11 protein-coding genes are annotated in these 13426 nt (G+C 70.9%); 5 read left to right on the top strand and 6 right to left on the bottom strand.

All coding sequences use genetic code 11. From position 1 onward, the window contains the following. The first annotated feature begins 141 nt into the window (after positions 1-141). A complete protein-coding gene (locus AB0D44_RS02535; RefSeq protein ID WP_362583186.1) occupies positions 142-948 on the top strand; it encodes an HAD family hydrolase in 807 nt (268 codons plus the stop codon). An 87-nt stretch (positions 949-1035) separates the two neighbouring features. Here the strand turns inward: AB0D44_RS02535 and AB0D44_RS02530 are convergent, their stop codons facing one another. Next, positions 1036-3045 carry a CocE/NonD family hydrolase gene (locus AB0D44_RS02530; RefSeq protein ID WP_362583184.1) on the bottom strand — a complete coding sequence of 670 codons (2010 nt, stop codon included), beginning with the start codon at positions 3043-3045 and terminating at the stop codon, positions 1036-1038. A gap of 348 nt (positions 3046-3393) precedes the next feature. On the opposite strand from AB0D44_RS02530, the gene AB0D44_RS02525 reads away from it, so the two are divergent. The 4 genes from AB0D44_RS02525 to AB0D44_RS02510 all read left to right on the top strand — a co-directional run bounded on the left by AB0D44_RS02525 (position 3394) and on the right by AB0D44_RS02510 (position 6569). Beyond that, positions 3394-4404 (top strand): polyprenyl synthetase family protein, encoded by a 1011-nt coding sequence (locus AB0D44_RS02525; RefSeq protein ID WP_362583181.1) that lies wholly within the window; start codon positions 3394-3396, stop codon positions 4402-4404. A 259-nt stretch (positions 4405-4663) separates the two neighbouring features. Further along, the gene (locus AB0D44_RS02520; RefSeq protein ID WP_362583178.1) at positions 4664-5857 is read left to right on the top strand and encodes a sigma-E factor regulatory protein RseB domain-containing protein; all 1194 of its coding nucleotides are present in this window, start codon (positions 4664-4666) and stop codon (positions 5855-5857) included. Between the two features lie 95 nt (positions 5858-5952). Next, entirely contained in the window at positions 5953-6156 is a 204-nt protein-coding gene (locus tag AB0D44_RS02515; protein WP_225884906.1) for a ribbon-helix-helix domain-containing protein, read from the top strand. Further along, a complete protein-coding gene (locus AB0D44_RS02510) occupies positions 6153-6569 on the top strand; it encodes a hypothetical protein (RefSeq protein WP_362583175.1) in 417 nt (138 codons plus the stop codon). Before AB0D44_RS02515 ends, AB0D44_RS02510 begins: the two co-directional genes overlap by 4 nt. Here AB0D44_RS02510 and AB0D44_RS02505 read toward each other — a convergent pair. The 5 genes from AB0D44_RS02505 to AB0D44_RS02485 form a co-directional block, all read right to left on the bottom strand. Continuing rightward, a complete protein-coding gene (locus AB0D44_RS02505; RefSeq protein ID WP_362583174.1) occupies positions 6566-7882 on the bottom strand; it encodes a M28 family metallopeptidase in 1317 nt (438 codons plus the stop codon). The genes AB0D44_RS02510 and AB0D44_RS02505 overlap by 4 nt on opposite strands. Before the next feature lie 245 nt (positions 7883-8127). Beyond that, positions 8128-9072, bottom strand: a complete 945-nt coding sequence (gene rarD / locus AB0D44_RS02500) for an EamA family transporter RarD (protein ID WP_362583171.1) — start codon at positions 9070-9072, stop codon at positions 8128-8130. Positions 9073-9418: 346 nt separating this feature from the next. Next, a complete protein-coding gene (locus AB0D44_RS02495) occupies positions 9419-10486 on the bottom strand; it encodes a 2-oxoacid:ferredoxin oxidoreductase subunit beta (RefSeq protein WP_362583169.1) in 1068 nt (355 codons plus the stop codon). Beyond that, the gene (locus AB0D44_RS02490; RefSeq protein ID WP_362583166.1) at positions 10479-12422 is read right to left on the bottom strand and encodes a 2-oxoacid:acceptor oxidoreductase subunit alpha; all 1944 of its coding nucleotides are present in this window, start codon (positions 12420-12422) and stop codon (positions 10479-10481) included. The genes AB0D44_RS02495 and AB0D44_RS02490 overlap by 8 nt, the downstream gene beginning before the upstream one ends. 143 nt (positions 12423-12565) lie before the next feature. Continuing rightward, positions 12566-13225: a response regulator transcription factor gene (locus AB0D44_RS02485; RefSeq protein WP_362583414.1), complete on the bottom strand. Its 660-nt coding sequence runs from the start codon at positions 13223-13225 to the stop codon at positions 12566-12568. Positions 13226-13426: the final 201 nt, after the last annotated feature.

Below are 13426 nucleotides of genomic sequence, written 5' to 3'. Positions count from 1 at the left end.
GGGGTACTGCCTCGCTTTCGACGCGGTCCGGGGGTGTCCCGGGGGCTGGTTGACACGTTACGTGGCTGGTGGGGCCTGCGGGAGGCCGGATTCGGGCGCTATTTGTAGGACTTGTCCAAAGGGGTCCGTATCCTTGGCGCCGTGACTTCCGCCCTCCCCTATGCCTTGATCGCCACTGACCTGGACGGGACTCTGCTGCGCGCCGGGGACACCGTCTCCGCCCGCTCGTACGCGGCCCTCGCGACGGCGCGCGCCGCGGGCGCGCAGCACATCATCGTCACCGGCCGTCCGGTCCCGCAGGTCCGGCACGTCCTGGACGGCCTGGGCTACGGGGGGCTCGCGGTGTGCGGGCAGGGCGCGCAGGTGTACGACGCAGCGCGCGGGCGCCTGTTGCACTCCGTGTCCATGGACCGGGGGCTGGCCGAGGTGGCGCTCGGCAAGATCGAGGCGGAGATCGGCGAGGTCTACGCGGCGGTCAACCAGGAGGGCGTGGACGCGGAGATGCTGATAGGGCCCGGCTACCGGATGTGGCATCCGCACCTGCCGACGGTGCGGGTGCCGCGGCGGTCGGACCTGTGGTCGGCGCCGATCAACAAGGTGCTGCTCCAGCATCCCCGGCTGGACGACGACGAGCTGACGAGGGTGGCGCGGTCGGTGGTGGGGGACCTGGTGAACGTCACCATGGCGGGGGAGCACACGGTGGAGCTCCAGCCCCCGGGAATCGACAAGGCCAGCGGGCTCGCGCGCGCGGCGGCCGTGCTGGGGGTGCCGGGCGCGGCGACGATCGCCTTCGGCGACATGCCGAACGACGTCCCGATGTTCGCGTGGGCCGCGTACGGGGTGGCGATGGCCAACGCGCACCGCGAACTGGTCGCCGTGGCGGACGAGGTCACCTTGTCCAACGAGTCCGACGGCATCGCGGTGGTCCTGGAACGGCTCTTCGGCTGACCGTCGGCCGGCGGGACCGCCGGCCGTCTGTTTCGCATCCTGCCGAGCCCCCGCCGGCCGCGGCACCCACCTCTGCGGACCACACAGCTAGGTCGCCGTGCGCGGGAGGCGGCGCTCCCAGGTGCGGTGGAAGACCACCTCGTCGCCCTCCCGGCACACCACCTCGTTCGACGTCACGAAGCCGCCCTCGTCGCACGAGATCTCCGACCGGGTCTCGACCCGCGCGTCCCAGCCCCGCTCCGGCCGGTGGAGCCGGATCCGCCAGTCCGAGCGGGTACGGGCCGACAGCGGGTCCGTGTCCTGGATCTCGTACAGCTCCAGCGCGTCCTCGCCGAACTCCAGGCCGTCCGGATACACCCGCGTGCCCCCGTACCGGGGGTCCACTTCCAGCCGCCAGCTCCCGCGCGCGATGTCCCGTACGACCAGCCGCTCCGGCCGCGGCTCGTCGAGCGTGGCCGGGACCACCACCCCCAGCGGCTCCGCCTGCTCCGGCGCCTCGAAGAGGATCTCCTCGTCCGCGCCGGGAGCCGGCCCCGCCCGCACCGGCAGCGTCAGCGCGCTGCCGGCCGGGTCCAGGGTCCAGCCCGCCTCGGAGCCGGCCCGCGGCCAGATCCACGGCCAGTACGCGGACGAGACGGCGAGCCGGATCCGGTGCCCCGGCGCGAAGGCGTGGCCGATGCCGTTCAGCTCGAAGGTGACGTCCTCGTACGAGCCCACCGGCCACGGCACGGCCCGGTGCCGGCCCTGGCGGGCGGAGAGGTTCAGCGCGCCCCGGGTGACCAGCGTCGAGGAGCCGTCGGGGGCGACGTCGCAGAGCCGCGCCACGGCCTGGCCGTACGGGACGTCCATCCGCAGCCGCAGCGTCACCGACGGCCGCCCCAGGATCTCCACCGGCTCCCCGCCGGCCACCGGGAACTCGAAGCAGGCCGACTTCGCGTCCTCCTCCCGCTGGTCCGGCGGCAGGTCGGCGTCGTGGCCGCAGGGCAGGAAGCGGCCCGCGTCCAGCCCGGTGTGCTGGGGGGAGGCGACGGCCACCGGCGTGCCCTGGAACCCGTACGACACCGGGACCACGGACGGCGAGGGCCAGGCCTGCTCGCCGACCCAGCGGCCCGGGAGCTCCCCGTACGAGGTCGCCGGCGGGTGGGAGCCGCTGATCCAGGCGCGGAGCAGCGGCTCGTCCAGGACGCCGTTGTCCTCGCCGCGCAGCCAGTGGTCCCACCAGCGCAGGGTCTCCTGCAGGAAGCCGATGGACGGACCGGGCGGCAGCCCGCGGTCCGGGTACTGGTGGGACCACGGGCCGATCAGGCCGCGCACCCGGGAGGACGGCAGCGCGGAGACCAGCCGCAGCACGGTGTCCCGGTAGGGGTCGTGCCAGCCGCCCACGGCCAGGACCGCCGCGCCGACCGCGGAGTAGTCCTCGCAGACGCTGCCGTGGCGCCAGTAGCCGTCGCGGGTCTGGTGGGAGAGCCAGGTGTGGATCAGCGGTTCGACCGATTCCAGCCGGTCCAGCCACTGCTCCCGCCAGCCGTCGCCGACGTACTGCGGGTCCGGCGGGCAGGAGGCGAAGGCGAGCATGGTGGCCGCCCGCGCGTGCATGTCCACGGCCAGCAGGGAGCCGCCCATGTAGTGCACGTCGTTGTCGTAGCGGTCGTCCGTCGAGCACACCGTGACGATCGCCTTCAGGGGCCCGGGGGCCAGGGCGGCGATCTGGAGCGAGTTGCAGCCTCCCCACGCGATGCCGAACATCCCCACCGACCCGGTGCACCACGGCTGCGCCGCCAGCCACTCGACGACCGCGGCCCCGTCGGCCAGCTCGCGGGCGTCGTACTCGTCGCCCGGACGGCCTGCGCTGCACCCGTGACCGCGGACGTCCACGCGGACCGAGGCATAGCCGTGTCCGGCGTACCAGGGGTGGCGCTGCCCGTCGCGGGGCGCGGTCCAGTCGGTGAGCCGGTACGGGAGGTACTCCAGCAGCGCCGGTACGGGCTCCTCGGTCACCGGGCGCCAGATCCGGGCGTAGAGCTCGACCCCGTCGGGCATCGGGATCCGGACGTCCTCGCGGGTGGTCTCGTACGGGAAATCGGTGCGGATGATCATCAGGTCTCAGCCCCCATGGGCCTCAGTGGACGGGGTGCCTCGTACGCCGCTGCCAGGGCGCGAGCGCCATCACGGCCGGGCCCGCGGCCACCGCGGGGCGGGGGCCGGCCGGCCTCCGGATCCGCGCGTTCCTCCATGTCGGTCGACGTTGTGGACAAAGCGTATTCTCCGGTGGATCCGGCTCTTCAAGAACATACCGGTGTGCTTCGGGCGGTGCGCGGGCGAGGACCGGACGGGCGCTCACGGTGATCGAAAACGGACCCGATACGCTGGGTTGAGTGATGGCAGCGACACATCGACAATCCAGGTGATCGTCAACGTGATCGTCAGCAGACAGGAGTACCCCTCGTGACCGTCGTCGGGCCGTTCGGACTGAGCGTGCGGGACCAGGCTCTTGAGACCGATGTCCAGGCCGGACTGGCCGCCGTCGAGGCGGGTCTGCTGGAAGCCACCAAGAGCGAAGTCCCCTTCATCACCGAGGCCGCCCAGCACCTGGTGCGGGCCGGTGGCAAGCGTTTCCGCCCGCTACTGGTGATGCTCGCGTCCCGGTTCGGTGATCCCTACGCGCCCGGAATCGTGCCGTCCGCGGTGGTCGTGGAGCTGACCCACCTGGCGACGCTCTACCACGACGACGTCATGGACGAGGCGGACGTACGCCGGGGGGTGGAGAGCGCCAACACCCGCTGGGGCAACTCGGTGGCCGTCCTGACGGGTGACTTCCTGTTCGCCCGCGCCTCGCACATCCTTGCCGACCTCGGGCCGGAGGCCGTACGCATCCAGGCCGAGGCCTTCGAGCGCCTGGTGACCGGCCAGATCCTGGAGACGGCCGGCCCGCGCGACGGCCGCGACCCGGTCGAGCACTACCTCGACGTCATCGCCGGCAAGACCGGTTCGCTGATCGCCGTCTCCGGCCGCTTCGGTGCGCTGATGGCCGGCGCCGACGAGTCGGTCGTCGACATCCTGACCCAGTACGGCGAGCGGCTCGGCACCGCCTTCCAGCTCGCCGACGACGTCCTGGACATCGCCTCCGACGCGCACGAGTCCGGCAAGACCCCCGGAACCGACCTGCGCGAGGGCATTCCGACCCTGCCCGTGCTGCGGCTGCGCGAGATGGCCGCCCGCGACGGGCGGCCGGAGGACCTGGAACTCGTGGCGCTCCTGGACGGCGACCTGACGGACGACGCCCGCCACGCCGAGGTGCTCACCCGGCTGCGGGCGCACCCCGCGCTGGAGCAGGCCCGCCGCGACACCATCAGGTACGCGGAGGACGCGCGGGCCGCCCTCGCGCCGCTGCCGGAGTGCTTCGCGAAGTCGGCGCTGGAGGAGCTCTGCGACGCGGTGGTCCACCGCGCGGGCTAGAAGCCGCCGTGTGACGGCAGGATCGGAACGGGCCTTACGGCCCGTCGGACCGGAACGGGCCTTGCGTCCCGTCGACCCCTACGGGTCGGGGGAGCAGGGCCCGTTGCGTGTCATCCCACGGTCGTACGCACAGTTGCGTCCGGGGACTGACGCTTCCCGGCCCCCGTTTTGGTCAGATGGAGTCATCAAACCCCACCAGATCGGGTGAGCGCGGCGACACGGGGGTCGCCGCCGTCGACACAGAGGGCAGGGCACTGACATGTCAGCGAACACGAAGACTTCTCGCAAGGTCGCCCGGTACGCCGTACCGGTCGCGGTGGCAGGTGTGGCCGCGGCGACCGTCGCGATGGTCCCGGCCTTCGCCAACGCCGGCGGACCCGATCTGCCGAAGGTGACGGCACAGCAGCTGATCGAGAAGATCGCCGCCTCGGACGTGCAGGAGCTGTCGGGAACCGCCAAGATCAGCACCGACCTGGGCCTGCCGAAGATCGCCGGCGGTCTGCTCGGCGGCAGCGGCGTCGCGGCCGGTTCCGCCGCTCCGGAGGACAAGATCGCGCAGCTGGCGAACGGTACGCACACCTTCCGGGTCGCCGCCGACGGGCCGGACCGCCAGAAGCTGACCTTCCTGGACGGCAAGGACGAGTACAGCCTCATCCACAACGGCGACGACGTGTGGGGCTACGCCTCCCAGTCGAACGAGGTCTTCCACGAGAAGAACGCCGGCGCCGGGGGCCACGAGAAGACGGGCCGGCGGCTCGACGCCTCGCCCCAGCAGCTGGCCGAGGAGGTCCTGAAGGCCGCCGGCCCGACCACGGAGGTCGGTGTGGGCGACACGGCGCAGGTGGCCGGGCGGGACGCCTACCAGCTGGTGCTCAAGCCCAAGCAGGCCGGTTCCACGGTGGGTTCGGTCCAGATCGCGGTCGACGCCAAGAACGGCGTGCCGCTGCGCGTGCAGCTGCTGTCCTCCCAGGGCGGCAAGCCGATCGTGGACGCGGGCTTCACCAAGGTGGACTTCACCAAACCGTCCGCCGACACGTTCACGTTCACCCCGCCCAAGGGCGCCAAGGTGACCGAGGGTGCGGACGGGGACGACAAGGGCAAGGGCGCGGACAAGGAGTTCAAGGCGCTGGAGGCCTTCCCCGGCCTGGACGCGCTCACCGGCGGCGCGCACGGCAAGGGCGAGGTGAAGGTCCTCGGCGAAGGCTGGTCCACGGTGGCGCAGATCAACACCGGGGCCGGAAAGAGCCTGAAGGACCTGGAGGCGGACAAGAACGCCCCGAAGGAGGCCAAGCAGTTCCTGGACTCCCTCGGGGGCAAGGTCTCCGGGAAGTTCGGCGAGGGCCGCATCTTCTCCACCCGCCTGGTCAATGCCCTGATCACGGACGACGGCAAGGTCTACGTCGGCGCGGTCACCAAGGACCAGCTCGTGAAGACGGCCGACTCCGCCCGATAATCCGCACGTCCGAAGGGTGGGCGGGGACTGTGTCCCTGCCCACCCTTCCGGCTTTACCGCCCTTCGTACAGCAGGGCCGCTGTACGGTGTTGGGCATGTCGAGACACGTCACCATCCGCCTGGACGAAGAGTTCCACGAACGCCTGAAGGCGCGCGCGGCGGCGTTGGGCACGACGGTCACCGCGCTGATCACCGAGGTCACGGAACGCGAACTCGACGAGGACCGGAAGAACTTCCTGTCCGGTATCGAGGAGTTCGCCGACCACTGGGGCTACTTCCAGGAGCGGTTCGGCAATTGAAGATCACCATGGAGTGGGCCTGGACCGCTCTGGCCCACCATCTCCCGTCCGATCCCGCCGTATGGGACCCCTCCGGGGTGGCCGCCGCGGTCGCCCGGCACCAGAACGACCTCGTCCTGGTGCCCGAACAGCCCGCCCCGGACACCGCGTGGCGGGCCGCCGCGTTTCTGCACACCCTCGCCGTCTGCCCGGCGCTGGAGTCCCCGATGAACGAGTTCTACGCCGCCGCCGCGACCCGCTCGTACCTGCGCGTGGCCGGGGCCAAGCAGCTGCCCTCGCCCGAGGTCCTGGGCGACCTGGTCGAAGCGGCGAAGACGGGCCTCGCGGACATCGGGGCGGTCGCCGAAGAGCTGCGGGCCCACATACAGGACCCGCAGCCCGCCTCGCACGGCCAGGGCCGGCAACAGCGCTAGAAAGTGATCTTCCAGCTGTTGATGTAGCCGACGTCCTGTGCGGCCACGTCCTTGACCTGGAGCTTCCACGTCCCGTTGGCCACCTCGGCGGAGGCGTTCACCGTGTAGGACTGGACGAGGTTGTCCGCGCTGCCACCGCTGCGGTTGTGCAGGTTGTAGACGGTGCCGTCGGGTGCGACGAGGTCGACCACCAGGTCGCCGCGGTAGGTGTGGACGATGTTCACGTCCACCTTGGTGGTGGCGGGCGCGTTGCCCGCGACCCCGGAGACCGTGATCGGCGAGTTCACCGCGGCACCGGGGGAGTCCGGGATGTTCACGTCCGCCGTGTTCTCGAAGGACGGGCCCGGCGGGACCGGGGTGGCCGCCCCGAGGGTCCAGACCGCGTAGGCGACGGCGTCCGAGTTGCGGTCCAGGGCGGTGTCGTTGATGTTCGCCGTGTTGTCGCAGGAGGAGTGGTAGCAGCGGTCGAAGGCCTGACCGGCGGTGCCGCCCCACTTCTGCGCCTGGGCCGTCGACTTCGTGTTGCTGGCGCCGGTGAACAGGCCGCCGACCGGGATGCCCACGTTCTTGAAGGAGGCGTGGTCCGAGCGTCCGTCGCCCTCGGTCTCGATCTCCGTCGGGACCCCGAGGCCCGTGAAGTAGTTCTTGAAGGTCTGCTCGATGGTCGGGTCGTCGTCGTAGACGAAGTAGCCCGGGTTCGGCGAGCCGATCATGTCGAAGTTCAGGTACCCGGAGAACTTCGCGCGCTCGGTGGCCGGCAGGTTGTTGACGTAGTACTTCGAACCGATCAGGCCCAGCTCCTCCGCACCCCACCAGCCGAACCGCAGGTGCTTCGTCGGCTGGAGACCGGCCCGGGAGACGGCCAGGGCCGTCTCGAGCACGGCCGCGCTGCCGGAGCCGTTGTCGTTGATGCCCGCGCCCGAGGACACCGAGTCCAGGTGCGCGCCTGCCATCAGGACCGAGTTCGGGTCACCGCCCGGCCAGTCGGCGATCAGGTTGTAGCCGGTCGCGCCGCTGGAGGTGAAGGTCTGCAGCGTGGTCGTGAAGCCGGCCGCGTCGAGCTTGGCCTTCACGTAGTCGATCGACGCCTTGTAGCCGGTGCGGCCGTGGGCGCGGTTGCCGCCGTTGTTGGCCGCGATCGTCGACAGCTGCGAGAGGTGGGCCTTGACGTTGGCCAGCGGGATGTCGGGCGGCGTCGGCGCCGCGGCGACCGCCGTCGGGGCGGCCAACGCGGCGGGAGTGGTGGCGGCGAACAGGCCGGCGACCGCGAAAGCGGTCACGGCGGCGAGGCGCCGGGAGACGGACAGGCTCATGTGGGGGCTCCGGGATTCCGCGGGGATGTGACGGAACTATGGGGATAGAGCAGGTGAGCGATAGTGCGTCTGTGCGAGCCCGATGGTCAGTGAGAGTGTGACTGTCCGTCAAGACCACAATTCGGTCAGGGCGGTTCGGAAAACGGACGATCCCCGCTACGGGGGTTCCGTAACGGGGATCGTGGGGTCCGGGTGCCCGCTGGTACGGGCTGCGAGCAGGCCCTGCGCGGGGGCGGTACGAGCGGCTAGGCGGGCTCGCGGGCCGGCGCGGCGACGGCCGCCCCCGCCATGGCGAGCGCGGCCCGCGAGCGGCGAGCCCGGCGCAGTGCGTCCCAGGTCAGGAGCGCGAGGGCGGCCCACACCAGGGAGAACCCGACCCAGCGCTCGGGCGGCATCGCCTCGTGGAAGTAGAGGACGCCGAGCCCGAACTGGAACACCGGGGCCAGGTACTGGAGCAGGCCGAGGGTGGACAGCGGGACCCGGATCGCCGCCGCCCCGAAGAACACCAGCGGGATCGCGGTGACGAGCCCGGTCGAGGCAAGCAGGAGCGAGTGTCCGGCGCCCTGCGAGGCGAAGGTGGACCGACCCTGCGCCCCGAGCCACAGCAGGTAGCCGAGGGCCGGCAGGAACAGCACCGCGGTCTCGGCCGTCAGCGACTCCAGTCCGCCCATGTTGAGCTTCTTCTTGATCAGCCCGTACGACGCGAAGGAGCAGGCCAGGACCAGCGAGATCCACGGCGGCCGCCCGTAGCCGATGGCGAGCACGAGCACCGCGACGAAGCTGATGCCGACCGCCACCCACTGCGCGCGGCGCAGCCGCTCGCCGAGCACCAGCACGCCCATCGCGATGCTGACCAGCGGATTGATGAAGTAGCCGAGGCTCGACTCGACGACGTGGCCGTTGTTGACGGACCAGATGTACAGGCCCCAGTTCACGCTGATCACCGAGGCGGCGAGCGCGGTCAGGCCTAGCTTGCGGGGCTCGCGCAGCAGCTCCCGTATCCAGCCCCAGCGGCGCAGGGCGAGCAGCGCCAGCCCGACCACGGCCAGGGACCACACCATGCGGTGCGCCAGGATCTCGATGGCTCCCGAGGGCTGGAGCAGCGGCCAGAAGAGGGGGACGAGCCCCCACATCCCGTACGCGCCGAATCCGTAGAACAAACCCGCGCGCTGGTCGGTCTCTGCCTTCACGGGGCCTCCTGTACGACTTTCAGCCAACCTCTCGACGGTAGCGCCGCTGGGGCCAGATGTCATGCCCGTCAACGGGAGATACTCATGACATCTGGGGAAACCCCTGGCGGCGCCGGCCGTCAGGAGGCCGGCGCGGCGGGAATCGCCTCGGAGACCGGGGCGGTCGCCTTGGAGACCCGGGGCGGTCGCCTTGGAGACCGGGGCGGTCGCCTTGGAGATCGGGGGCGGCCGTCGGCCCGGAAGGCGCCGGCACCCTGCTCCTGAGGCCCCCGTCGTGCTCCGCACATGCAGGAAGCCCGGATCCCCCGAGAGGGATCCGGGCTTGCGCTCCGTGCGTCGTGCGAGGTCAGCCGACGACCGTCCAGGTGTCGTTGCCGGCCAGCAGGGTGGCGAGGTCGCCCTTGCCCTTGCGGTCGACGGCCGTGTCGAGCTGGTCGGCCATCAGGGTGTCGTAGACCGGCCGCTCGACACTCCGGAACACACCGATGGGCGTGTGGTGGAGGGTGTCGGGGTCGGCCAGCCGGGAGAGCGCGAAGGCCGTGGTCGGGCTGGCACCGTACGCGTCGTGGACCAGGATCCGCGACTCGTTCTCCGGCGTCACCGTGACGACCTCGAGGTCACCGGTGGCCGGATCGCGCACGACGCCCTTGTGGCCGTCGCTGCCGAAGCGGATCGGCTGCCCGTGCTCCAGCCGGATCACCGCTTCCTGGGCCTGGTCCTTGTCCTTCAGGACCTCGAAGGCCCCGTCGTTGAAGATGTTGCAGTTCTGGTAGATCTCCACCAGCGCCGTGCCCTGGTGGTCGGCGGCCGCGCGCAGCACCTCGGTGAGGTGCTTGCGGTCCGAGTCGACGGTGCGGGCCACGAACGAGGCCTCGGCCCCGATCGCCAGCGAGACCGGGTTGAAGGGCGCGTCCAGCGAGCCCATCGGGGTCGACTTGGTGATCTTGCCGACCTCGGAGGTCGGGGAGTACTGCCCCTTCGTCAGACCGTAGATCCGGTTGTTGAAGAGCAGGATCTTGAGGTTGACGTTGCGCCGCAGGGCGTGGATGAGGTGGTTCCCGCCGATGGACAGCGCGTCGCCGTCGCCCGTGACGACCCAGACCGACAGGTCGCGGCGGGAGGTGGCCAGGCCCGTGGCGATGGCCGGGGCGCGGCCGTGGATCGAGTGCATCCCGTAGGTGTTCATGTAGTACGGGAAGCGGGAGGAGCAGCCGATGCCGGAGACGAAGACGATGTTCTCCTTCGCGAGGCCGAGCTCGGGCATGAAGCCCTGCACGGCCGCGAGGACGGCGTAGTCACCGCATCCGGGGCACCAGCGGACCTCCTGGTCCGACTTGAAGTCCTTGGCCGACTGCACGGCCTCGGCCTTCGGGACCAGGGACAGCAGGGTCGGGGCGTCGGTCACCTCAGTCATTGATGGCCTCCTCGAGAACCTTCGCGAGCTGCTCCGCCTTGAACGGCATTCCGTTGACCTGGTTGTAGGACTGGGCGTCGACCAGGTATTTCGCCCGGATCAGGGTGGCGAGCTGCCCGAGGTTCATCTCCGGCACCACTACCTTCTCGTAACGCCCCAGGACCTCGCCGAGATTCCTCGGGAAGGGGTTGAGGTGGCGCAGGTGTGCCTGCGCGATCGGGTGTCCGGCCGCGCGCAGCCTGCGGACCGCGGCCGTGATCGGGCCGTAGGTGGAGCCCCAGCCCAGGACGAGGGTGCGGGCCCCGTCCGGATCGTCGACCTCCAGGTCGGGGACCCGGATGCCGTCGACCTTGGCCTGGCGGGTGCGCACCATGAGGTCGTGGTTGGCGGGGTCGTACGAGATGTTGCCGGTGCCGTCCTGCTTCTCGATGCCGCCGATGCGGTGCTCGAGACCGGGCGTGCCGGGGACCGCCCACGGGCGGGCCAGGGTCTCGGGGTCCCGCTTGTAGGGCCAGAACGCCTCGGTGCCGTCCGCCAGCTCGTGGTTGGGGCCGGAAGCGAACTGGACGGTGAGGTCGGGCAGGTCCGCGATGTCGGGGATCCGCCAGGGCTCGGAGCCGTTGGCGAGGTAGCCGTCGGAGAGCAGGAAGACCGGGGTCCGGTAGGTGAGTGCGATCCGGGCCGCGTCCAGGGCGGCGTCGAAGCAGTCCGCCGGGGTGCGCGGGGCGACGATCGGCACCGGGGCCTCGCCGTTGCGCCCGTACATGGCCTGGAGCAGGTCGGCCTGTTCCGTCTTGGTCGGCAGGCCCGTGGAGGGGCCGCCGCGCTGGATGTCCACGATCAGCAGCGGCAGCTCGAGGGAGACGGCCAGACCGATCGTCTCCGACTTCAGGGCCACGCCGGGGCCGGAGGTCGTCGTCACGCCCAGGGCCCCGCCGAACGCGGCACCCAGCGCCGCGCCGATGCCCGCGATCTCGTCCTCGGCCTGGAAGGTCCGCACGCCGAAGTTCTTGTGCTTGCTCAGCTCGTGCAGGATGTCCGAAGCCGGGGTGATCGGGTAGGAGCCCAGGTAGAGCGGCAGGTCCGCCTGCCGGCTCGCCGCGATCAGGCCGTAGGACAGGGCCAGGTTCCCCGAGATGTTGCGGTAGGTGCCGGTGGGGAAGGCCCGGGTGGCCGGGGCGACCTCGTAGGAGACCGCGAAGTCCTCCGTCGTCTCCCCGAAGTTCCAGCCCGCGCGGAACGCGGCCACGTTCGCCTCGGCGATCTCCGGCTTCTTCGCGAACTTCTGCCGCAGGAAGGCCTCCGTCCCCTCCGTCGGCCGGTGGTACATCCAGGACAGCAGCCCCAGCGCGAACATGTTCTTGCTGCGCTCGGCTTCCTTGCGGGAGAGTCCGAAGTCCTTCAGCGCCTCGACGGTCAGGGTGGTCAGCGGGACGGGGTGGAGGTTGTAGGCGGCCAGCGAGCCGTCCTCGAGCGGGGAGGTCTGGTAGCCGACCTTGGCCATGGGGCGCTTGGTGAACTCATCCGTGTTGATGATGATCTCCGCGCCGCGCGGCACGTCGCCGATGTTCGCCTTCAGGGCGGCCGGGTTCATCGCGACCAGCACGTTCGGGGCGTCCCCGGGCGTGAGGATGTCGTGGTCGGCGAAGTGCAGCTGGAAGGAGGACACGCCCGGCAGGGTTCCGGCGGGGGCGCGGATCTCGGCGGGGAAGTTCGGGAGCGTCGAGAGGTCGTTGCCGAACGACGCCGTCTCCGAGGTGAACCGGTCGCCGGTGAGTTGCATACCGTCACCGGAGTCACCCGCGAATCGGATGATCACACGATCGAGACGCCGTACTTCCTTGCCTCCCGGGCTCGCCGGGGTGCGCTGCCCTGCGACAACCGCACCCCCGGCCCCGTCGGCCTGCTCGGCTGGGCTACTGACCTGGCTGGTCACTGAACTGGACCTCCTTCGAGGCGTGGCCCCCCAGAACCAACCCTACGTCGGTCAGGTCTCCGGGGGCGGCCACATTCTGGACCGTTGGACCGCCCTTCGAGACGACCCGACCGGTATGCCGTATCTGACAGAGTGTCAGTCGATCAAGATTTCAGATAGGTGAGAACGGCCAGTACACGCCGGTGATCCCCGTCACTCGGCGACAGGCCCAACTTCATGAAGATGTTGCTGACGTGCTTCTCCACGGCTCCGTCGCTCACGACCAGCTGCTTCGCCACGGCGGAATTCGTGCGTCCTTCGGCCATCAGGCCCAGTACCTCGCGCTCGCGCGGCGTCAGCCCCGCCAGCACGTCCTGCTTCCGGCTGCGGCCGAGCAGCTGGGCGACGACCTCGGGGTCCAGGGCGGTCCCGCCCCGGGCCACCCGCACCACCGCGTCCAGGAACTCGCGCACCTCGGCCACCCGGTCCTTGAGCAGGTACCCCACTCCGGTGCTGGAACCGGCCAGCAGTTCGGTGGCGTACTGCTCCTCCACGTACTGCGACAGCACGAGCACCCCGACGCCGGGGTACTCGCGGCGCAACCGTACGGCGGCCCGTACGCCCTCGTCGGTGTGCGTCGGCGGCATCCGTACGTCGGCCACCACCACGTCCGGCAGCTCGTCCTGCGCCGCCAGGTCCGACACGGTCTTGATCAGGGCTTCCGCGTCCCCGACGCCCGCCACGACGTCATGCCCCCGGTCGGTCAGCAGCCGGGTCAGGCCCTCCCGCAGCAGCACCGAATCCTCGGCGATGACCACCCGCACCCTGTCTTCCACGATTCAGCAGCTCCCGCGTCCACTCATCCGCACTCCCTGACTCAGCCAAGCATCCCAGCCTCGAGGCCGGATCCAGGCTGAGCCGGGACAACGCGGGGCGCACGGGGGAAGTTTTCGCCCGCGGTGCGTAGGGCGTGGGCGGGAGGCGTGGGGCCCGGGGCGGGGCGTGGGGGAGCGGCGGGGGCCGGA

This window comes from Streptomyces sp. NPDC048349 (assembly GCF_040651925.1).
In the GTDB taxonomy this organism is placed as follows: domain Bacteria; phylum Actinomycetota; class Actinomycetes; order Streptomycetales; family Streptomycetaceae; genus Streptomyces.
This window is presented reverse-complemented; position numbering and strand designations above follow the sequence as displayed.

Excerpts from the sequence above, each read along its gene's own strand:
- AB0D44_RS02515 (WP_225884906.1), top strand. The coding sequence starts at position 5,953 with ATGTCGAGACACGTCACCATCCGCCTGGACGAAGAGTTCCACGAACGC.
- AB0D44_RS02505 (WP_362583174.1), bottom strand. The coding sequence starts at position 7,882 with ATGAGCCTGTCCGTCTCCCGGCGCCTCGCCGCCGTGACCGCTTTCGCG.
- AB0D44_RS02530 (WP_362583184.1), bottom strand. The coding sequence starts at position 3,045 with ATGATCATCCGCACCGATTTCCCGTACGAGACCACCCGCGAGGACGTC.
- AB0D44_RS02495 (WP_362583169.1), bottom strand. The coding sequence starts at position 10,486 with ATGACTGAGGTGACCGACGCCCCGACCCTGCTGTCCCTGGTCCCGAAG.
- AB0D44_RS02520 (WP_362583178.1), top strand. The coding sequence starts at position 4,664 with ATGTCAGCGAACACGAAGACTTCTCGCAAGGTCGCCCGGTACGCCGTA.